Raw genomic sequence first — 18,783 nt, 5'->3', positions numbered from 1 at the left:
TTGACCTGCTACAGGTTACAGACGCATCGGCATGACGACGTAGGAGGAGTCATCGTTGCCGGCTTCCTGGAGCAGGGCGCTGCTGTTGGAGTCGGACAGGATCAGGCGAACCTGCTCCGTGGTCATGACACCCAGCACGTCCAGCAAGTAGCTGACGTTGAAACCGATCTCCAGCGAGCTGCCGCTGTAGTCGACGCTGATCTCTTCTTCCGCTTCTTCCTGCTCCGGGTTGTTGGCCTGGATTTTCAACTGGCCGGAAGCCAGCTGCAGGCGGATGCCCCGGTACTTTTCATTAGAGAGAATCGCGGTACGGCTGAACGCTTCGCGCAGGGCCTGACGATCACCGATCACCAGCTTGTCGCCGCCTTTTGGCAGGACTCGCTCGTAGTCCGGGAACTTGCCGTCCACCAACTTGGAGGTGAAGGTGAACTCGCCCGTGGTGGCACGAATGTGATGCTGGCCGAGAACGATGCTGACCATACCTTCCGGGTCAGTCAGTAGGCGCGCCAGCTCGAGGATACCCTTGCGTGGCACGATGACCTGGTGGCGCTCGGCCTGGCCAATGGCCGCCTGCATGGAGCACAGGGCCAGACGGTGGCCGTCGGTGGCAACCGCGCGCAGGGTGTCGGTCGATACTTCCAGCAGCATGCCGTTGAGGTAGTAACGCACGTCTTGCTGGGCCATGGCGAAGCTGGTGCGTTCGATCAGGCGACGCAGCTTGCTTTGCTCCAGGTTGCAGGTCAGCGAGCCTGGACCTTCCTCGACGGTCGGGAAGTCGTTGGCAGGCAGCGTCGACAGTGTGAAACGGCTGCGACCGGCCTTGACCAGCAGCTTCTGCTCGTCGACCTTGATGTCGATCAGAACGTCGCTGGGCAGGCTCTTGCAAATGTCCATCAGCTTGCGCGCCGGGACAGTGATTTCGCCCGGCTCGGCCGGCTCTTCCAGTTGCACGCGGCCAACCAGCTCGACTTCCAGGTCGGTACCGGTCAACGACAGTTGCTGGCCTTGCACGACCAGCAGCACATTGGACAGGACCGGCAAGGTCTGGCGGCGCTCGACGACGCCTGCGACCAGTTGCAGGGGTTTCAACAGGGCTTCGCGTTGAATGGTGAAATGCATGGTCTAGTCCCTTGCCTTCAATTAGCTGCACCGACGTTCATCAGGTCGTCAGCGTGCGCAGCAGGTTCTTGTAGTCCTCGCGGATGTCCGCGTCGGATTCCTTCAATTCGTTGATCTTGCGGCAGGCGTGCAGCACGGTGGTGTGGTCCCGGCCCCCAAACATGTCGCCGATTTCCGGCAGACTGTGGTTGGTCAGTTCCTTGGACAACGCCATGGCCACCTGGCGGGGACGCGCGACCGATCGCGAACGCCGCTTGGACAACAGATCGGCGATCTTGATCTTGTAGTACTCGGCCACGGTGCGCTGAATGTTATCCACACTTACGAGTTTGTCTTGCAGCGCCAGCAAGTCCTTGAGCGACTCGCGGATCAGCTCGATGGTGATATCCCGACCCATGAAGTGGGAGTGGGCGATCACCCGCTTCAGGGCACCTTCGAGTTCACGCACATTGGAGCGGATACGCTGGGCGATGAAGAAGGCCGCGTCGTGAGGCAGTTCGACCTTGGCCTGGTCGGCCTTCTTCATGAGGATCGCCACACGGGTTTCCAGCTCCGGTGGCTCCACGGCGACTGTCAGGCCCCAACCGAAGCGCGACTTCAGACGCTCTTCCAGGCCTTCGATCTCCTTTGGGTAACGGTCACTGGTGAGAATCACCTGCTGACCGCCCTCGAGCAAGGCGTTGAAGGTGTGGAAAAACTCTTCCTGGGATCGCTCCTTGCGGGCGAAGAACTGGATATCGTCGATCAGCAACGCATCGACCGAACGATAGAAGCGCTTGAACTCATTGATCGCATTGAGCTGCAACGCCTTGACCATGTCGGCGACGAAACGCTCGGAGTGCAGGTAGACCACCTTGGCATTCGGGTTCTTCTTCAGCAGGTGGTTACCCACAGCGTGCATGAGGTGGGTCTTACCCAGGCCCACGCCACCATAAAGGAAGAGCGGGTTGTAACCATGCTTGGGGTTGTCGGCAACCTGCCAGGCCGCGGCGCGAGCCAATTGGTTGGACTTACCCTCGACGAAGGTTTCGAAGGTGAAGGTACGGTTGAGGTAGCTGGTGTGCTTGAGCGCGCCTTCGACCTGGACCGTGCGTTGCTCGGTGCGTGTGCTGGTGGCAGGCGTAGAAGCAGGCTCGCCCATGGCGTCGAAACTGTCGCGCGAAGACGGCTCTTCGATCTCGAGCGCAGGCGCCAGTTCAAGCGCAGGTTCAACGACCGGCTCGCTGGGCTGCACGACCTGTGCGGCTTGCTGGACTTGGGTCTGCTGGGCCATTGACGCAGCGACCGCGGCACTGACAGGCGCATTGGGTGCAGCACGCGGAGCGGAACTGCGACGGCTGCCTATTAATAAGGAAAGGGCAGGCGCAATGCCATTGCCACGCTCGCCCAACAGCTCGAGCAGACGACCCAGGTACTTTTCGTTGACCCAATCGAGAACGAAACGGTTGGGCGCATAGACGCGCAACTCGTCGCCTTCGGCTTCGACCTGTAGCGGACGGATCCAGGTGTTGAATTGCTGGGCAGGCAGTTCATCGCGCAGAAGCTCCACGCACTGCTGCCAAAGTTCCACTGACACGGATATCCCCTGAGTTGAAAGCCGGATGAGGCAAAAACAAACCGCCATTGTACCGGGAGGTAGACCAGTTATCCACATGTGGCACCGACTTGCACAGGGACAAATCGGCCAAAAAACTTCCTAAACACCCTTCATGCAATGTGAATAAGGCCTGTGGATAACCAGGCATGAGCACTATGCACAACCCAACCATCAAGCCTGTTGATAACTCACCTGTGGATAACAAGGCATTCGCTCCACAGGTTGTGCGTATCATCAGCACAACGAAGGCACGGCTTACCGACAAGGTTATGATTCTCTGAAACGCGCACCAATAAAGGCGTACGAGAGGTTATCCACAGAAGGTTATCCACTAAAGATCTATAAGTTCTTCAGAAAAGCTTTTTATATGTCCTTCTATTTTTTTCATGTTGTCTTCTCGTCCACGTTCGATCAAGCCACGTGACGGCCTTCGACCCCTTGGTACCTTCTATAGGCAAAAGCTGGTTGGAAATTGACCTATGGGCTTGCTTTCTCTAGAATCGCCGGTCTCTTAAAAAGGGGGCCATTCCGGCCCGTTGTCGACAAACCCAGGTAACACGCCATGAAACGTACTTTCCAACCAAGCACCATCAAGCGCGCGCGCACCCACGGCTTCCGTGCCCGTATGGCTACCAAGAACGGCCGCGCTGTTCTGTCGCGTCGTCGTGCCAAAGGCCGTAAGCGTCTGGCAATTTGATTTTTCGGCACAGGTGGTGAGTCAGGACTTCAGTCGGGATAAGCGACTGCTTACACCCCGGCACTTCAAAGCGGTCTTCGACTCCCCAACCGGCAAGGTTCCAGGGAAAAACCTGCTTATCCTTGCTCGCGAGAACGGCCTCGATCATCCGCGCCTCGGCTTGGTGATCGGCAAGAAGAGCGTCAAGCTCGCCGTTCAACGCAATCGTCTCAAGCGCTTGATGCGCGATTCGTTCCGTCTGAACCAGCAGCTGCTCGCTGGGTTGGACATCGTGATCGTCGCGCGCAAGGGATTGGGCGAGATTGAAAACCCAGAATTGCACCAACACTTTGGCAAGCTCTGGAAGCGACTGGTTCGCAGTCGGCCCTCTCCAGCGGCTAATGCCGATTCCGCAGGGGTAGACAGTCACGATGCGTAAACTGGCACTCGTTCCGATCCAGTTTTACCGTTATGCCATTAGTCCACTAATGGCCAGCCACTGTCGTTTCTACCCCAGTTGCTCCTGTTACGCTTATGAAGCCATTGAAAATCATGGCCTCTTGCGTGGTGGGTGGCTGGCCGTTCGTCGCCTGGGGCGTTGTCATCCGTGGAACGACGGTGGTTTCGATCCCGTTCCACCCGCTCCTTCCTCCCGAACTTCTTCGATAGCCGAGTAATCATGGATATTAAACGCACGATCCTGATCGTCGCCCTGGCAATCGTGTCCTACGTCATGGTCCTGAAATGGAACCAGGACTACGGTCAGGCTGCCTTGCCGACTCAGAATACTGCTGCCAGCAATGTTGCCCCGGCGCTGCCGGACACCGTTCCGGCCGGCAATAACGGCGCCAGCGCCGATGTGCCGAGCACCAATGCTGAAGCGAGCCCAGCGGAGCTGGCACCTGTCGCTGTCAGCAAGGACCTGATCCGGATCAAGACTGATGTCCTGAACCTGGCTATCGACCCGGTCGGCGGTGATATCGTCCAGTTGACTCTGCCGAAGTACCCGCGTCGCCAGGATCATCCGGACATTCCGTTCCAGCTGTTCGACAATGGTGGCGAGCGTGTCTACCTGGCCCAGAGTGGCCTGACCGGCAGCAACGGCCCGGACGCCCGTTCCACCGGCCGCCCGCTGTACGCTTCCGACAGCAAGAGCTACCAGCTGGCTGATGGCCAGGACCAACTGGTCGTGGACTTGAAGTTCAGCGAGAACGGCGTCAACTACATCAAGCGCTTCAGCTTCAAGCGCGGTGAGTACGACCTGACCGTCAGTTACCTGATCGACAACCAGAGCGGCCAAGCCTGGAACGGCAACCTGTTTGCCCAACTCAAGCGTGACGCCAGCTCCGATCCGTCGTCGAGCACGGCCACTGGCACCGCTACCTACCTGGGCGCTGCCCTGTGGACAGCTTCGGAGCCGTACAAGAAAGTGTCGATGAAGGACATCGACAAAGGCAGTTTGAAAGAAAATGTGTCCGGTGGCTGGGTTGCCTGGCTGCAGCACTACTTCGTGACCGCCTGGATCCCGAACAAATCGGACAACAACGTCGTCCAGACCCGCAAGGACAGCCAGGGCAACTACATCATCGGTTACACCGGCCCCGCCCTGAACGTCCCAGCTGGCGCCAAGGCTGAAACCAGCGCCATGCTGTATGCCGGTCCCAAGATCCAGTCCAAGCTCAAGGAACTGTCCCCAGGACTGGAATTGACTGTCGATTATGGCTTCCTGTGGTTCATTGCCCAGCCGATCTTCTGGCTGCTGCAACATATCCACAGCCTGCTGGGTAACTGGGGCTGGTCGATCATTGTCCTGACCATGCTCATCAAGGGTCTGTTCTTCCCGCTTTCCGCCGCCAGCTACCGTTCGATGGCACGTATGCGCGCCGTTGCGCCGAAACTGGCCCAGCTCAAGGAACGCTTCGGTGACGATCGCCAGAAGATGTCCCAGGCGATGATGGAGCTGTACAAGAAAGAGAAGATCAACCCGCTGGGCGGCTGCTTGCCGATCCTGGTCCAGATGCCGGTGTTCCTGGCCCTGTACTGGGTACTGCTGGAAAGCGTCGAGATGCGCCAGGCCCCATGGATGCTGTGGATTACCGACCTGTCGATCAAGGATCCGTTCTTCATTCTGCCGATCATCATGGGCGCCACCATGTTCATCCAGCAGCGTCTGAACCCGACTCCGCCGGATCCGATGCAAGCGAAGGTCATGAAGCTGATGCCGATCATCTTCACCTTCTTCTTCCTGTGGTTCCCGGCCGGTCTGGTGCTGTACTGGGTTGTGAACAACTGCCTGTCCATCGCACAGCAGTGGTACATCACTCGTAGCATCGAAGCTGCGACCAAAAAAGCCGCTGCTTGACGAACGGCTGACGGCCTGTGAATAAAAACGCCCCCTCGTGGGGCGTTTTTGCTATCTGTGTATTTTCCGTAGAGGTTTTCGAGCATGAACACTGTGCGTGAAACCATCGCCGCCATTGCCACCGCCCAGGGGCGCGGAGGCGTTGGCATCGTCAGGTTGTCCGGTCCGCTGGCCAGCCAGGCAGGGCAAGCCATCACCGGCCGCACGCTGACGCCACGCCATGCCCACTATGGGCCGTTCCGTGAAAACGATGGCCTGGTGCTGGATGAAGGCATCGCCTTGTTCTTCCCGGGGCCGAATTCGTTCACCGGCGAGGATGTCCTGGAGTTGCAGGGCCACGGTGGTCCGGTGGTCCTGGACATGCTCCTGCAGCGCTGTCTGCAGTTGGGCTGCCGCCTCGCACGCCCAGGTGAATTCAGCGAGCGGGCGTTCCTCAACGACAAACTCGACCTCGCCCAGGCTGAGGCGATCGCCGATCTGATCGAGGCAAGCTCCACCCAGGCAGCGCGAAACGCCCTACGCTCGCTGCAGGGCGCTTTCTCCAAGCGGGTGCATGACCTAACCGAAGCGTTGATTGCATTGCGTATCTACGTCGAGGCGGCGATCGACTTCCCTGAAGAGGAGATCGATTTTCTGGCCGATGGCCATGTACTTTCGATGCTCGATAACGTGCGCAGCGAGTTGTCCACAGTACAGCGCGAAGCCGGGCAGGGCGCTTTGTTGCGCGACGGCATGACTGTCGTCATCGCTGGTCGTCCGAATGCCGGCAAGTCCAGCCTGCTCAATCGCCTGGCCGGCCGGGAAGCGGCTATCGTCACAGACATCGCCGGGACCACGCGGGATATCCTGCGTGAACATATCCACATCGATGGCATGCCGCTGCACGTAGTGGACACCGCTGGCCTGCGCGACACCGACGATCATGTGGAAAAGATCGGCGTGGAACGTGCCCTGAAGGCCATCAATGAAGCGGATCGGGTGCTATTGGTGGTCGATTCCACGGCGCCGGAAGCGAGCGATCCATTCGCCCTGTGGCCAGAATTTCTCGACCAGCGGCCAGACCCGGCCAAGGTCACACTGATACGGAACAAGGCCGACCTCAGTGGTGAATCGGTCGGTATGGAGCAGTGCGAAGATGGCCACGTGACCATCACCCTCAGCGCCAAGGGTGAAGACAGTGGGCTGGACTTGTTACGCGATCACCTCAAGGCCTGCATGGGCTACGAACAGACTGCGGAAAGCAGTTTCAGCGCCCGTCGCCGTCATCTGGAAGCCCTGCGCCAAGCCGAGACGCATCTGGAGCACGGTCGTGCTCAGCTGACTCTGGCCGGTGCCGGAGAATTGCTGGCCGAAGACCTGCGGCAGGCGCAGCAAGCACTAGGGGAGATCACCGGGGCATTCAGTTCCGACGACCTGCTGGGACGCATCTTCTCGAGCTTCTGTATCGGTAAATAACGCTGCATCGGTGTTTCACACAAAGCCGCTCCCCAGGGAGCGGTTTTTTTTTGCCTGTGGAAAGGCCGGGCAGGCAGCCCTTCGGGACAAAAATCATCAACAGACATAAACCAGAGCGGATGAGGTCTGTGGAAAAGTCGGCTTCAGCACCGTTGATAACCGACCTTTTTTGTTGAGGACAAACCGCCCTGTGGGTAATAAGCACTTTAATCCACAGGTTAAACGCCGTTATCCAGAACCCTCATGCCCCTTCCAACACAGGGTTTTGAATTCGCCAAGGCTGCATGAACAAAGGGCTGCATAAGTTTATCCACAGATTGCTGGGGGCATAAGAATAAACATAAAAACAAAGCTTTTTTAAATTTTTCCTCTTTGTTTTCTTTTTCCTGCCATTCATCCACAGCCTGGTCAAATTTTGCTCAGAAGGTTCCTTTGAAGGGGGTGAAGTCCCTATACTTGTCCGCTTACCTTCTCTATTCGCAAAAACAGGCACGAGGTGCGTGGTGGATTTCCCTTCCCGTTTTGAAGTGATCGTCATCGGCGGCGGCCATGCCGGTACCGAGGCTGCGCTTGCGTCCGCACGCATGGGTGTGAAAACCCTGCTGCTGACCCATAACGTGGAAACCCTCGGTCACATGAGCTGCAACCCGGCTATCGGTGGCATCGGCAAGAGTCACCTGGTCAAGGAAATCGATGCGCTCGGCGGCGCCATGGCGCTGGCCACCGACAAGAGCGGTATCCAGTTCCGTATCCTGAACAACCGTAAAGGCCCGGCCGTCCGTGCGACCCGTGCCCAAGCTGACCGCGCCATCTACAAGGCCGTGGTCCGCGAGATCCTGGAAAACCAGCCGAACCTGTGGATATTCCAGCAGTCCTGTGATGACCTGATCGTCGAGCAGGACCAGGTCAAAGGTGTAATTACCCAGATGGGTCTGCGCTTTTTCGCCGACTCGGTGGTACTGACCACAGGTACCTTCCTCGGTGGACTTATCCACATCGGTCTGCAGAACTATTCCGGCGGTCGCGCAGGTGATCCGCCCGCGATCGCCCTGGCCCACCGCCTGCGTGAACTGCCACTGCGCGTCGGTCGTCTGAAAACCGGTACCCCGCCACGTATTGACGGGCGTTCGGTGGATTTCTCGGTGATGACCGAGCAACCCGGCGATACACCGATTCCGGTCATGTCGTTCATGGGCAATTCCGACATGCATCCACGCCAGGTGAGCTGCTGGATCACCCACACCAATGCCCGTACCCACGAGATCATCGCCTCGAACCTCGACCGTTCACCGATGTACTCGGGCGTCATCGAAGGCGTAGGACCGCGCTACTGCCCGTCGATCGAAGACAAGATCCATCGCTTCGCCGACAAGGAAAGCCATCAGGTGTTCATCGAGCCGGAAGGCCTGACCACTCACGAGCTGTACCCCAACGGCATCTCTACTTCGCTGCCGTTCGATGTACAGCTGGACATCGTCCGGTCGATCCGTGGCATGGAAAATGCCCACATCGTTCGCCCGGGCTATGCCATCGAGTACGACTATTTCGACCCACGCGACCTCAAGTACAGCCTGGAGACCAAAGTCATCGGCGGGCTGTTCTTCGCCGGGCAGATCAATGGCACCACCGGCTACGAAGAGGCCGGTGCCCAAGGCCTGCTGGCCGGCACCAACGCCGCGCTTCGGGCCCAGGGCCGTGACAGCTGGTGCCCGCGCCGCGACGAGGCCTACATCGGCGTACTGGTCGACGACCTGATCACCCTCGGTACCCAAGAGCCGTACCGCATGTTCACTTCGCGCGCCGAATACCGGCTGATCCTGCGCGAGGACAATGCCGACCTGCGCTTGACGGAAAAGGGCCGCGAGCTGGGGCTGATCGACGACGCCCGCTGGGCCGCGTTCTGCGCCAAGCGTGAAGGCATCGAGCGTGAGGAGCAGCGGCTGAAGTCGACGTGGATCCGTCCGGGAACGCCCGAAGGCCAAGCAGTTGTGGATAAGTTCGGCACGCCGCTGAGCCATGAATACAACTTGCTCAACCTGCTGGCGCGTCCTGAAATCGACTATGACGGATTGATCGAAGCGACCGGTGGGGAACAAATCGATCCACAGGTGGCCGAACAGGTCGAGATCAAGACCAAGTACGCCGGCTACATCGACCGTCAGCAGGAAGAAATCGCCCGACTGCGTGCCAGCGAAGATACCCGTCTGCCTGTGGATATCGACTACACCACGATTTCCGGGCTGTCCAAGGAGATCCAGAGCAAGCTCGGCCAGACGCGTCCAGAGACCCTCGGGCAGGCTTCGCGTATTCCGGGCGTGACGCCGGCGGCGATTTCCCTGTTGCTGATTCATCTGAAAAAACGCGGCGCAGGCCGCGAATTGGAGCAAAGCGCTTGAGTTCCCTGGTCACCCCGCAACATGCAGAAGAGTTGTCCACAGGCGCGCGCCAGCTCGGTGTCGAGCTGAGCCCGCAGCAGCAGGAAAAACTGCTGGGTTACCTGGCCCTGCTGATCAAGTGGAACAAAGCGTACAACTTGACCGCAGTGCGCGACCCGGACGAGATGGTGTCGCGCCATCTGCTCGACAGCCTGAGCGTCATGTCGTTTATCCACAATGACACCCAACGCTGGCTGGATGTCGGCAGCGGCGGCGGTATGCCGGGTATTCCGCTGGCCATCCTGCATCCCCACAAGCAAGTGACGCTGCTCGACAGCAATGGCAAGAAGACACGCTTCCTCACCCAGGTGAAGATGGAGCTCAAGCTGGACAATCTGCAGGTTATCCACAGCCGGGTGGAAGAGTTCCAGCCGGCCCAGCCGTTCTGCGGGATCATCTCCCGTGCGTTCAGCAGCATGGAGAACTTCACCAACTGGACACGCCACTTGGGCGACGCCCGGACGCAATGGCTTGCAATGAAGGGGCTGCATCCGGCCGATGAACTGGTAGCATTGCCCGCAGACTTCACAGTGGAAAGCGAGCAGGCCCTGACCGTTCCGGGTTGCCAGGGCCAGCGCCATCTGCTGATACTGCGCCGCAAGGCATGACTGGGAACACACGCAACAATGGCTAAGGTATTCGCAATCGCGAACCAGAAAGGTGGTGTGGGCAAGACCACCACCTGTATCAATCTCGCCGCATCGCTGGCCGCGACCAAACGTCGTGTGCTGCTGATCGACCTCGATCCACAGGGCAACGCCACCATGGGCAGTGGTGTGGACAAACACGTCCTGGAGCATTCGGTCTATGACCTGCTGATCGGGGAATGCGACCTGGCCCAGGCCATGCACTACTCCGAGCATGGCGGCTTCCAGCTGCTGCCAGCCAACCGCGACCTCACCGCCGCGGAAGTGGTGCTGCTGGAAATGCAGATGAAGGAAAGCCGCCTGCGCAACGCGTTGGCGCCGATCCGCGAGAATTACGATTTCATCCTCATCGACTGCCCACCCTCGCTGTCGATGCTGACCCTCAATGCCCTGGTCGCCTCCGATGGCGTGATCATCCCGATGCAGTGCGAGTACTACGCGCTCGAAGGTCTCAGCGACCTTGTGGATAACATCAAGCGCATCGCCGCCCGCCTGAACCCGGAGCTGAAGATCGAAGGCCTGCTGCGGACCATGTATGACCCGCGCCTGAGCCTGAACAACGATGTGTCGGCCCAGCTCAAGGAGCACTTCGGCGACCAGCTGTACGACACGGTCATCCCTCGCAACATCCGCCTGGCCGAGGCGCCGAGTTTCGGCATGCCGGCCCTGGCCTACGACAAGCAATCGCGTGGCGCACTGGCCTACCTGGCACTGGCCGGGGAACTGGTACGCCGTCAACGCCGTCAATCACGCACTGCACAGACAACTTAAGGAATCCGCATGGCCGTTAAGAAACGGGGTCTCGGACGTGGGTTGGATGCACTGCTCAGTGGTCCTTCCGTCGGCGCGCTCGAAGAGCAGGCTGTGAAGGTGGACCAGAAAGAACTGCAACACCTGCCGGTCGAACTGATCCAGCGTGGCAAGTATCAGCCACGCCGCGACATGGACCCCGAAGCGCTCGAAGAACTGGCGCACTCGATTCGCAACCAGGGCGTGATGCAACCGATCGTGGTCCGCCCGATCGGCGAGAACCGCTACGAAATCATCGCTGGTGAGCGCCGCTGGCGCGCCACCCAGCAGGCTGGCCTGGACACTATTCCGGCTATGGTCCGCGAAGTGCCGGATGAAGCCGCCATCGCGATGGCCCTGATCGAGAACATTCAGCGTGAGGACCTCAACCCGCTGGAAGAAGCCCTGGCGCTGCAGCGTCTGCAGCAGGAATTCGAGCTGACCCAGCAACAGGTCGCCGATGCCGTGGGCAAGTCGCGGGTCACCGTGGCGAACCTGCTGCGCCTGATCTCACTGCCTGAAGCGATCAAGACCATGCTGGCCCATGGCGACCTGGAGATGGGCCATGCCCGTGCATTGCTTGGGCTGGAAGAAGATCGCCAGGAGGAGGGGGCGCGGCATGTTGTCGCACGTGGCCTTACCGTGCGCCAGACCGAGGCGTTGGTGCGTCAATGGCTCAATGGCAAATCTGATCCGGTCGAGCCGAGCAAACCTGATCCGGATATCGCGCGGCTTGAACAGCGTCTGGCAGAGCGCCTGGGCTCGGCGGTTCAGATACGCCATGGCAACAAGGGCAAAGGCCAACTTGTAATTCGTTACAACTCTCTTGATGAGTTGCAAGGCGTACTGGCTCACATTCGCTGAAACACTTCCTGTTGTAGCGCGCAGTCGGAAATCACTACCGAAGAGTTGAATAGGGGTTAAACCACCCCTATACTCTGCGCGCATTTTGTCGGCACAAATTATGCCAAGTCATTGCTGACTTGACGGTCGACTTTCGAGGAGCAGTTGTGATGGAAATCCGCACGCCAAACCGCTTGCCTTTCCATCGCTGGGCGGTTTTTCCGGTACTGCTGGCTCAATGTATCGTGTTTCTGCTGGCAACTCTGGTGTTGTGGCAGTGGCAAGGAGCGGTCAGCGGTTATTCAGGTCTCTGCGGAGGGCTGATTGGCTGGCTGCCCAATGTGTATTTCGCCTGGAAGGCTTTTCGCTATAGCGGGGCCAGGGCAGCGCAGGCCATCGTCAAGTCGTTTTACGCAGGCGAGGCAGGCAAATTGATTTTGACGGCAGTGCTTTTTGCACTGACCTTCGCAGGAGTGAAGCCATTGGCGCCGTTAGCAGTATTCGGCGTCTTCCTGCTGACCCTACTGGTCAGCTGGTTCGCGCCCCTGCTGATGAATAAAAGACTTTCGAGACCTTAGGGCGTTTGAGGCAACCATGGCAGCAGAAACCGCTTCGGGCTATATCCAGCACCACTTGCAGAACCTGACCTACGGTCAACTACCAGACGGCAGCTGGGGCTTCGCCCATTCGGCTGCAGAAGCCAAGGCAATGGGCTTCTGGGCGTTCCACCTGGACACCCTGGGTTGGTCCGTCGCGCTGGGTCTGATCTTCCTGTTCATTTTCCGCATGGCAGCCAAGAAGGCGACTTCCGGCCAGCCTGGCGGTCTGCAGAACTTCGTCGAAGTACTGGTGGACTTCGTCAATGGCAGCGTGAAGGACTCCTTCCATGGCCGTAGCCCGGTGATCGCCCCGCTGGCGCTGACCATCTTCGTCTGGGTGTTCCTGATGAACGCCATCGACCTGGTACCGGTCGACTGGATCCCGCAACTGGCCATCCTGATCTCCGGCGACCCGCACATTCCGTTCCGTGCCGTGTCGACCACCGACCCGAACGCGACCCTGGCCATGGCCTTCTGCGTGTTCGCCCTCATCATTTTCTACAGCATCAAGGTCAAGGGCCTGGGCGGCTTCATTGGTGAGCTGACCCTGCACCCGTTCGGCAGCAAGAACATCTTCGTTCAGATCCTGCTGATCCCTGTGAACTTCCTGCTGGAATTCGTCACCCTGATCGCCAAACCGATCTCGCTGGCACTGCGTCTGTTCGGCAACATGTACGCCGGCGAGCTGGTGTTCATCCTGATCGCCGTGATGTTCGGCGCCGGCATCCTCTGGCTCAGCGGCCTGGGTGTGGTGCTGCAGTGGGCGTGGGCTGTGTTCCACATCCTGATCATCACCCTGCAAGCCTTCATCTTCATGATGCTCACCATCGTCTACCTGTCGATGGCGCACGAAGATAACCATTAAGACCGCCTGGCGTGTCTGATAGCCTTCCCTGCCTGTTTGGGGGGAAGGCTGAAAACGTCCGCAAGGGCACCGCTGTACCAAACGATTTGTTTTACCGCTTCAAACTAAAAACCTAACCAATACGACGTAAAAGTCGGGAGGAAAGATGGAAACTGTAGTTGGTCTGACCGCTATCGCTGTTGCTCTGCTGATCGGCCTGGGTGCTCTGGGTACCGCCATTGGTTTCGGCCTGCTGGGCGGCAAGTTCCTGGAAGGTGCTGCTCGTCAGCCTGAGATGGTTCCGATGCTGCAGGTCAAAATGTTCATCGTTGCCGGTCTGCTCGACGCCGTAACCATGATCGGTGTTGGTATCGCTCTGTTCTTCACCTTCGCGAACCCCTTCGTTGGTCAGATCGCCGGCTAATCACTCGTTTCTACGAGTTGATTGGTGTGATGGACAAAGACCGAGCGAGGTGTTGGCGTGAACATTAATGCAACCCTGATTGGCCAATCCGTTGCTTTCCTGATTTTTGTGCTCTTCTGCATGAAGTACGTATGGCCTCCGGTCATCACTGCTCTGCAAGAGCGCCAGAAGAAGATTGCCGACGGCTTGGACGCTGCCAACCGCGCAGCTCGCGACCTGGAGCTGGCCCAAGAGAAAGCGGGTCAGCAACTGCGTGAAGCAAAGGCACAGGCAGCCGAAATCATTGAGCAAAGCAAGAAACGCGCTGCTCAGCTTGTCGAGGAAGCCCGTGAACAGGCTCGCGTCGAAGCTGACCGTGTGAAGGCTCAGGCTCAAGCCGAGATCGAACAGGAACTCAACAGCGTCAAAGACGCCCTGCGTGCCCAAGTGGGTGCCCTGGCCGTTGGCGGTGCTGAAAAGATCCTTGGCGCCACAATCGATCAAAACGCGCATGCGGAGCTGGTTAACAAACTGGCCGCTGAAATTTAAGCGAGGGCGATCATGGCAGAACTGACCACGTTGGCCCGACCTTACGCTAAGGCTGCCTTTGAGCACGCCCAGGCCCATCAGCAACTGGCCAATTGGTCAGCCATGCTCGGCCTGGCTGCTGCGGTGTCGGAAGACGACACCATGCAGCGCCTGCTCAAGGCCCCGCGACTGACAAGCGCAGAAAAGGCCGCCGCATTCATTGAAGTGTGCGGTGACAAGTTCGATGCACAGGCACAGAATTTCATTCATGTTGCCGCGGAAAACGATCGTCTCCTGCTCCTGCCGGAGATTGCCGCTCTGTTCGACCTGTACAAGGCCGAGCAAGAGAAATCCGTGGACGTGGAAGTCACCAGTGCTTTTGCGTTGAACCAAGAACAGCAAGACAAACTCGCCAAGGTTCTCAGTGCACGGCTCAGCCGGGAAGTGCGCCTGCACGCGTCGGAGGATGCCAGCCTGATCGGCGGCGTCGTCATCCGCGCCGGCGACCTGGTAATCGATGGCTCGGTTCGCGGCAAGATCGCGAAACTGGCCGAAGCATTGAAATCTTGAGTTTGAAGGGGCAGCAGAGCAATGCAGCAACTCAATCCTTCCGAAATTAGTGAAATCATCAAGGGTCGCATCGAGAAGCTCGATGTCGGCTCCCAAGCCCGTAACGAAGGTACCGTCGTAAGCGTTTCCGACGGTATCGTGCGGATCCACGGTCTGGCCGACGTTATGTACGGCGAAATGATCGAGTTCCCGGGCGGCGTATACGGTATGGCACTGAACCTGGAGCAAGACTCCGTAGGTGCGGTGGTACTGGGTGCGTACACCTCCCTCGCCGAGGGCATGAGCGCCAAGTGCACCGGTCGCATCCTTGAAGTGCCGGTCGGCAAGGGCCTGCTGGGTCGCGTCGTTGACGCGCTGGGCAACCCTATCGATGGTAAAGGTCCTCTGACCACCACCGAAACCGACGCGGTCGAGAAGGTCGCTCCGGGCGTTATCTGGCGTAAATCGGTAGACCAGCCTGTACAGACTGGCTACAAATCGGTCGACGCCATGATCCCGGTTGGCCGTGGCCAGCGCGAGCTGATCATTGGTGACCGTCAGATCGGTAAAACCGCCATGGCGGTCGACGCGATCATCAACCAGAAAAACAGCGGTATCTTCTGCGTCTACGTGGCCGTCGGCCAGAAGCAGTCGACCATCGCCAACGTCGTTCGCAAGCTGGAAGAAGCCGGCGCCCTGGCCAACACCATCGTTGTTGCCGCCAGCGCCTCGGAATCCGCCGCACTGCAGTTCCTGGCCCCGTACGCCGGCTGCACCATGGGCGAATACTTCCGTGACCGCGGTGAAGACGCACTGATCGTTTACGATGACCTGTCCAAGCAGGCCGTTGCCTACCGTCAGATCTCCCTGCTGCTGCGCCGTCCGCCAGGACGTGAAGCGTACCCAGGCGACGTGTTCTATCTCCACTCCCGTCTGCTGGAGCGTGCTTCGCGCGTTTCCGAAGAGTACGTCGAGAAGTTCACCAACGGTGCCGTGACTGGCAAGACCGGTTCCCTGACCGCTCTGCCGATCATCGAAACCCAGGCTGGCGACGTTTCCGCGTTCGTTCCGACCAACGTGATCTCGATCACCGACGGTCAGATCTTCCTGGAATCGGCCATGTTCAACTCGGGCATCCGTCCTGCAGTTAACGCCGGTGTTTCGGTATCCCGTGTAGGTGGTGCCGCCCAGACCAAGATCATCAAGAAGCTGTCCGGTGGTATCCGTACCGCTCTGGCTCAGTACCGTGAACTGGCTGCATTCGCCCAGTTCGCTTCTGACCTGGACGAGGCTACCCGCAAGCAGCTGGAGCATGGTCAGCGCGTTACCGAGCTGATGAAGCAGAAGCAGTACGCTCCGATGTCCATCGCGGACATGGCGCTGTCGCTGTACGCCGCTGAGCGTGGCTTCCTGACCGACGTAGAAGTCTCCAAGGTCGGTAGCTTCGAGCAAGCACTGATCGCCTACTTCAACCGTGATCACGCCGAACTGATGGCCAAGATCAACGTGAAGGGTGACTTCAACGACGAAATCGACGCTGGCATCAAAGCTGGTATCGAGAAGTTCAAGGCCACCCAGACCTGGTAAGCCGCAGCGGGGGCTACGGCCCCCGCTTGCTAACCTGATAGGTGATACATGGCAGGCGCAAAAGAGATTCGCAGTAAGATTGCGAGCATCAAAAGCACGCAAAAAATTACCAGCGCCATGGAGAAAGTGGCGGTCAGCAAGATGCGCAAGGCACAACTGCGCATGGCTGCTAGCCGTCCTTACGCGGAGCGTATCCGCCAGGTGATCGGTCATCTGGCCAACGCCAACCCGGAATACCGCCACCCGTTCATGATCGAGCGCCCTGTAAAGCGCGCCGGTTATATCGTGGTGAGCAGTGACCGTGGTCTGTGCGGTGGCTTGAACACCAACCTGTTCAAGGCCCTGGTCAAGGACATGAACGAGAACCGCGAACAGGGCGTTGAAATCGACCTGTGCGTGATCGGCAGCAAGGGTGCGACTTTCTTCCGCATCTTTGGCGGCAACGTCGTAGCCGCGATCAGCCACCTGGGCGAAGAGCCATCGATCAACGATCTGATCGGCTCCGTCAAAGTGATGCTGGACGCCTACCTGGACGGCCGTATCGATCGCCTTTCGGTGGTTTCGAACAAGTTCATCAACACCATGACCCAAAAACCGACGGTCGAGCAATTGGTACCGTTGGTGGCAACCCCGGATCAGGATCTCAAGCATCACTGGGACTACCTGTACGAACCCGACGCAAAAGAGCTGCTGGACGGCTTGATGGTGCGTTACGTGGAGTCGCAGGTGTACCAGGCGGTGGTCGAGAACAACGCTGCTGAACAAGCAGCCCGGATGATCGCCATGAAGAACGCCACAGACAACGCCGGTGATTTGATCAGCGAACTCCAGCTGATCTACAACAAGGCGCGTCAGGCTGCGATCACCCAGGAGATCTCGGAAATCGTCGGCGGCGCTGCCGCGGTTTAACGGTTCAAATATTCAGAGGATCCAGCTATGAGTAGCGGACGTATCGTTCAAATCATCGGCGCCGTCATCGACGTGGAATTCCCACGTGACGTCGTGCCGAGTGTTTACAACGCGCTGAAAGTACAAGGCGCGGAAACCACCCTCGAAGTTCAGCAGCAGCTGGGCGACGGCGTGGTTCGTACCATTGCGATGGGCTCGACCGAAGGCCTGAAGCGCGGTCTGGATGTCGTCGACACCGGTGCTGCCATCTCCGTTCCAGTCGGTAAGGCCACCCTGGGCCGTATCATGGACGTTCTGGGCAACCCGATCGACGAAGCTGGCCCGATCGGCGAGGAAGAGCGTCGCGGTATCCACCAGAAGGCGCCTTCGTTCGCTGACCAGGCAGGCGGCAACGACCTGCTGGAAACCGGCATCAAGGTAATCGACCTGGTCTGCCCGTTCGCCAAGGGTGGTAAGGTTGGTCTGTTCGGTGGTGCCGGTGTCGGCAAGACCGTTAACATGATGGAACTGATCCGTAACATCGCCATCGAGCACAGCGGTTATTCCGTGTTCGCCGGTGTGGGTGAGCGTACTCGTGAGGGTAACGACTTCTACCACGAGATGAAGGACTCCAACGTTCTCGACAAAGTAGCGCTGGTCTACGGTCAGATGAACGAGCCACCAGGAAACCGTCTGCGCGTAGCGCTGACCGGCCTGACCATGGCTGAGAAGTTCCGTGACGAAGGTAACGACGTTCTGCTGTTCGTCGACAACATCTATCGTTACACCCTGGCCGGTACCGAAGTATCCGCACTGCTGGGCCGTATGCCTTCTGCAGTAGGTTACCAGCCGACCCTGGCCGAAGAGATGGGCGTTCTGCAAGAGCGTATCACTTCGACCAAAGAAGGTTCGATCACCTCGATCCAGGCCGTATACGTACCTGCGGACGACCTGACCGACCCGTCGCCAGCCACCACCTTCGCCCACTTGGACGCCACCGTCGTTCTGTCCCGTGACATCGCCTCCCTGGGTATCTACCCAGCGGTCGACCCACTGGACTCGACTTCGCGCCAGCTGGACCCGAACGTGATCGGCAACGAGCACTACGAAACTGCCCGTCAGGTTCAGTATGTTCTGCAGCGCTACAAAGAGCTGAAGGACATCATCGCGATCCTGGGTATGGACGAACTGTCCGAAGCCGACAAGCAACTGGTTGCCCGCGCTCGTAAGATCCAGCGCTTCCTGTCGCAGCCGTTCTTCGTGGCCGAAGTCTTCACCGGTTCGCCAGGCAAGTACGTTTCCCTGAAAGACACCATCGCTGGCTTCAGCGGTATCCTCAAAGGTGACTACGACCACCTGCCAGAACAAGCGTTCTACATGGTCGGCAGCATCGACGAAGCGATCGAGAAAGCCAAGAAACTGTAATCCCGGCGCCCCGAAAGGGGCGCTAATCAGGTTGAGG

At 58.8% G+C, this 18,783-nt stretch carries 20 protein-coding genes; 18 read left to right on the top strand and 2 right to left on the bottom strand.

Going from position 1 to position 18,783, the window contains the following annotated elements; translation table 11 throughout:
* Window positions 1-15 precede the first annotated feature (15 nt).
* Together dnaN and dnaA are read right to left on the bottom strand one after the other, a co-directional pair.
* Window positions 16-1,119 (bottom strand): DNA polymerase III subunit beta, encoded by a 1,104-nt coding sequence (gene dnaN / locus ABOA88_RS03795; protein ID WP_196168085.1) that lies wholly within the window; start codon window positions 1,117-1,119, stop codon window positions 16-18.
* A gap of 40 nt (window positions 1,120-1,159) precedes the next feature.
* Window positions 1,160-2,695 (bottom strand): chromosomal replication initiator protein DnaA, encoded by a 1,536-nt coding sequence (gene dnaA, locus ABOA88_RS03790; RefSeq protein ID WP_367850564.1) that lies wholly within the window; start codon window positions 2,693-2,695, stop codon window positions 1,160-1,162.
* Window positions 2,696-2,862: 167 nt separating this feature from the next.
* Here dnaA and ABOA88_RS03785 point away from each other — a divergent pair, with 167 nt between their 5' ends.
* From ABOA88_RS03785 to atpD, 18 genes are all read left to right on the top strand, one after another.
* Complete coding sequence (locus ABOA88_RS03785) at window positions 2,863-2,997, top strand: hypothetical protein (RefSeq protein ID WP_268866945.1); 135 nt, start codon at window positions 2,863-2,865, stop codon at window positions 2,995-2,997.
* A gap of 281 nt (window positions 2,998-3,278) precedes the next feature.
* Window positions 3,279-3,413, top strand: coding sequence for a 50S ribosomal protein L34 (gene rpmH, locus ABOA88_RS03780; RefSeq protein ID WP_003253163.1), 135 nt, complete (start codon window positions 3,279-3,281; stop codon window positions 3,411-3,413).
* Window positions 3,414-3,426: 13 nt separating this feature from the next.
* Window positions 3,427-3,831 carry a ribonuclease P protein component gene (gene rnpA, locus ABOA88_RS03775; RefSeq protein WP_070574400.1) on the top strand — a complete coding sequence of 135 codons (405 nt, stop codon included), beginning with the start codon at window positions 3,427-3,429 and terminating at the stop codon, window positions 3,829-3,831.
* Complete coding sequence (gene yidD, locus ABOA88_RS03770) at window positions 3,824-4,069, top strand: membrane protein insertion efficiency factor YidD (protein WP_011536514.1); 246 nt, start codon at window positions 3,824-3,826, stop codon at window positions 4,067-4,069. The genes rnpA and yidD overlap by 8 nt, the downstream gene beginning before the upstream one ends.
* A 2-nt stretch (window positions 4,070-4,071) precedes the next feature.
* Window positions 4,072-5,754 (top strand): membrane protein insertase YidC, encoded by a 1,683-nt coding sequence (gene yidC / locus ABOA88_RS03765; RefSeq protein ID WP_196168083.1) that lies wholly within the window; start codon window positions 4,072-4,074, stop codon window positions 5,752-5,754.
* An 84-nt stretch (window positions 5,755-5,838) separates the two neighbouring features.
* Window positions 5,839-7,209 (top strand): tRNA uridine-5-carboxymethylaminomethyl(34) synthesis GTPase MnmE, encoded by a 1,371-nt coding sequence (gene mnmE / locus ABOA88_RS03760; RefSeq protein WP_196168082.1) that lies wholly within the window; start codon window positions 5,839-5,841, stop codon window positions 7,207-7,209.
* A gap of 503 nt (window positions 7,210-7,712) precedes the next feature.
* Complete coding sequence (gene mnmG, locus ABOA88_RS03755) at window positions 7,713-9,605, top strand: tRNA uridine-5-carboxymethylaminomethyl(34) synthesis enzyme MnmG (protein WP_367850565.1); 1,893 nt, start codon at window positions 7,713-7,715, stop codon at window positions 9,603-9,605.
* On the top strand, window positions 9,602-10,252 hold the full coding sequence (gene rsmG / locus ABOA88_RS03750; protein WP_196168080.1) for a 16S rRNA (guanine(527)-N(7))-methyltransferase RsmG: 651 nt from the start codon (window positions 9,602-9,604) through the stop codon (window positions 10,250-10,252). Before mnmG ends, rsmG begins: the two co-directional genes overlap by 4 nt.
* Before the next feature lie 18 nt (window positions 10,253-10,270).
* Entirely contained in the window at window positions 10,271-11,062 is a 792-nt protein-coding gene (locus ABOA88_RS03745; RefSeq protein ID WP_043214197.1) for a ParA family protein, read from the top strand.
* A gap of 9 nt (window positions 11,063-11,071) precedes the next feature.
* Window positions 11,072-11,944 (top strand): ParB/RepB/Spo0J family partition protein, encoded by an 873-nt coding sequence (locus ABOA88_RS03740; RefSeq protein WP_070091293.1) that lies wholly within the window; start codon window positions 11,072-11,074, stop codon window positions 11,942-11,944.
* 149 nt (window positions 11,945-12,093) lie between these two features.
* Window positions 12,094-12,501: a F0F1 ATP synthase subunit I gene (locus ABOA88_RS03735; RefSeq protein WP_043214193.1), complete on the top strand. Its 408-nt coding sequence runs from the start codon at window positions 12,094-12,096 to the stop codon at window positions 12,499-12,501.
* A 16-nt stretch (window positions 12,502-12,517) separates the two neighbouring features.
* Window positions 12,518-13,387 (top strand): F0F1 ATP synthase subunit A, encoded by an 870-nt coding sequence (atpB, locus tag ABOA88_RS03730; RefSeq protein ID WP_023383137.1) that lies wholly within the window; start codon window positions 12,518-12,520, stop codon window positions 13,385-13,387.
* Window positions 13,388-13,532: 145 nt separating this feature from the next.
* Window positions 13,533-13,790, top strand: a complete 258-nt coding sequence (gene atpE, locus ABOA88_RS03725) for a F0F1 ATP synthase subunit C (RefSeq protein ID WP_003097235.1) — start codon at window positions 13,533-13,535, stop codon at window positions 13,788-13,790.
* Between the two features lie 57 nt (window positions 13,791-13,847).
* Entirely contained in the window at window positions 13,848-14,318 is a 471-nt protein-coding gene (locus ABOA88_RS03720) for a F0F1 ATP synthase subunit B (protein ID WP_023383136.1), read from the top strand.
* A gap of 12 nt (window positions 14,319-14,330) precedes the next feature.
* Window positions 14,331-14,867 (top strand): F0F1 ATP synthase subunit delta, encoded by a 537-nt coding sequence (locus ABOA88_RS03715; RefSeq protein ID WP_043214190.1) that lies wholly within the window; start codon window positions 14,331-14,333, stop codon window positions 14,865-14,867.
* 21 nt (window positions 14,868-14,888) lie between these two features.
* Window positions 14,889-16,433: a F0F1 ATP synthase subunit alpha gene (gene atpA, locus ABOA88_RS03710; RefSeq protein ID WP_043214188.1), complete on the top strand. Its 1,545-nt coding sequence runs from the start codon at window positions 14,889-14,891 to the stop codon at window positions 16,431-16,433.
* 48 nt (window positions 16,434-16,481) lie between these two features.
* Window positions 16,482-17,342, top strand: a complete 861-nt coding sequence (gene atpG, locus ABOA88_RS03705) for a F0F1 ATP synthase subunit gamma (protein WP_023383133.1) — start codon at window positions 16,482-16,484, stop codon at window positions 17,340-17,342.
* 27 nt (window positions 17,343-17,369) lie between these two features.
* Window positions 17,370-18,746: a F0F1 ATP synthase subunit beta gene (gene atpD, locus ABOA88_RS03700; protein WP_023383132.1), complete on the top strand. Its 1,377-nt coding sequence runs from the start codon at window positions 17,370-17,372 to the stop codon at window positions 18,744-18,746.
* Window positions 18,747-18,783: the final 37 nt, after the last annotated feature.

Origin of the sequence: Pseudomonas sp. PKS, assembly GCF_051913525.1 — a bacterium.
Lineage (GTDB): Bacteria > Pseudomonadota > Gammaproteobacteria > Pseudomonadales > Pseudomonadaceae > Aquipseudomonas > Aquipseudomonas guariconensis_D.
This window is presented reverse-complemented; position numbering and strand designations above follow the sequence as displayed.

Coding starts and splice junctions, on each gene's coding strand:
- dnaN (WP_196168085.1), bottom strand. CDS start 1,119: ATGCATTTCACCATTCAACGCGAAGCCCTGTTGAAACCCCTGCAACTG.
- ABOA88_RS03785 (WP_268866945.1), top strand. CDS start 2,863: ATGAGCACTATGCACAACCCAACCATCAAGCCTGTTGATAACTCACCT.
- rpmH (WP_003253163.1), top strand. CDS start 3,279: ATGAAACGTACTTTCCAACCAAGCACCATCAAGCGCGCGCGCACCCAC.
- yidD (WP_011536514.1), top strand. CDS start 3,824: ATGCGTAAACTGGCACTCGTTCCGATCCAGTTTTACCGTTATGCCATT.
- yidC (WP_196168083.1), top strand. CDS start 4,072: ATGGATATTAAACGCACGATCCTGATCGTCGCCCTGGCAATCGTGTCC.
- mnmE (WP_196168082.1), top strand. CDS start 5,839: ATGAACACTGTGCGTGAAACCATCGCCGCCATTGCCACCGCCCAGGGG.
- ABOA88_RS03745 (WP_043214197.1), top strand. CDS start 10,271: ATGGCTAAGGTATTCGCAATCGCGAACCAGAAAGGTGGTGTGGGCAAG.
- ABOA88_RS03740 (WP_070091293.1), top strand. CDS start 11,072: ATGGCCGTTAAGAAACGGGGTCTCGGACGTGGGTTGGATGCACTGCTC.
- ABOA88_RS03735 (WP_043214193.1), top strand. CDS start 12,094: ATGGAAATCCGCACGCCAAACCGCTTGCCTTTCCATCGCTGGGCGGTT.
- atpB (WP_023383137.1), top strand. CDS start 12,518: ATGGCAGCAGAAACCGCTTCGGGCTATATCCAGCACCACTTGCAGAAC.
- atpE (WP_003097235.1), top strand. CDS start 13,533: ATGGAAACTGTAGTTGGTCTGACCGCTATCGCTGTTGCTCTGCTGATC.
- ABOA88_RS03715 (WP_043214190.1), top strand. CDS start 14,331: ATGGCAGAACTGACCACGTTGGCCCGACCTTACGCTAAGGCTGCCTTT.
- atpA (WP_043214188.1), top strand. CDS start 14,889: ATGCAGCAACTCAATCCTTCCGAAATTAGTGAAATCATCAAGGGTCGC.
- atpG (WP_023383133.1), top strand. CDS start 16,482: ATGGCAGGCGCAAAAGAGATTCGCAGTAAGATTGCGAGCATCAAAAGC.
- atpD (WP_023383132.1), top strand. CDS start 17,370: ATGAGTAGCGGACGTATCGTTCAAATCATCGGCGCCGTCATCGACGTG.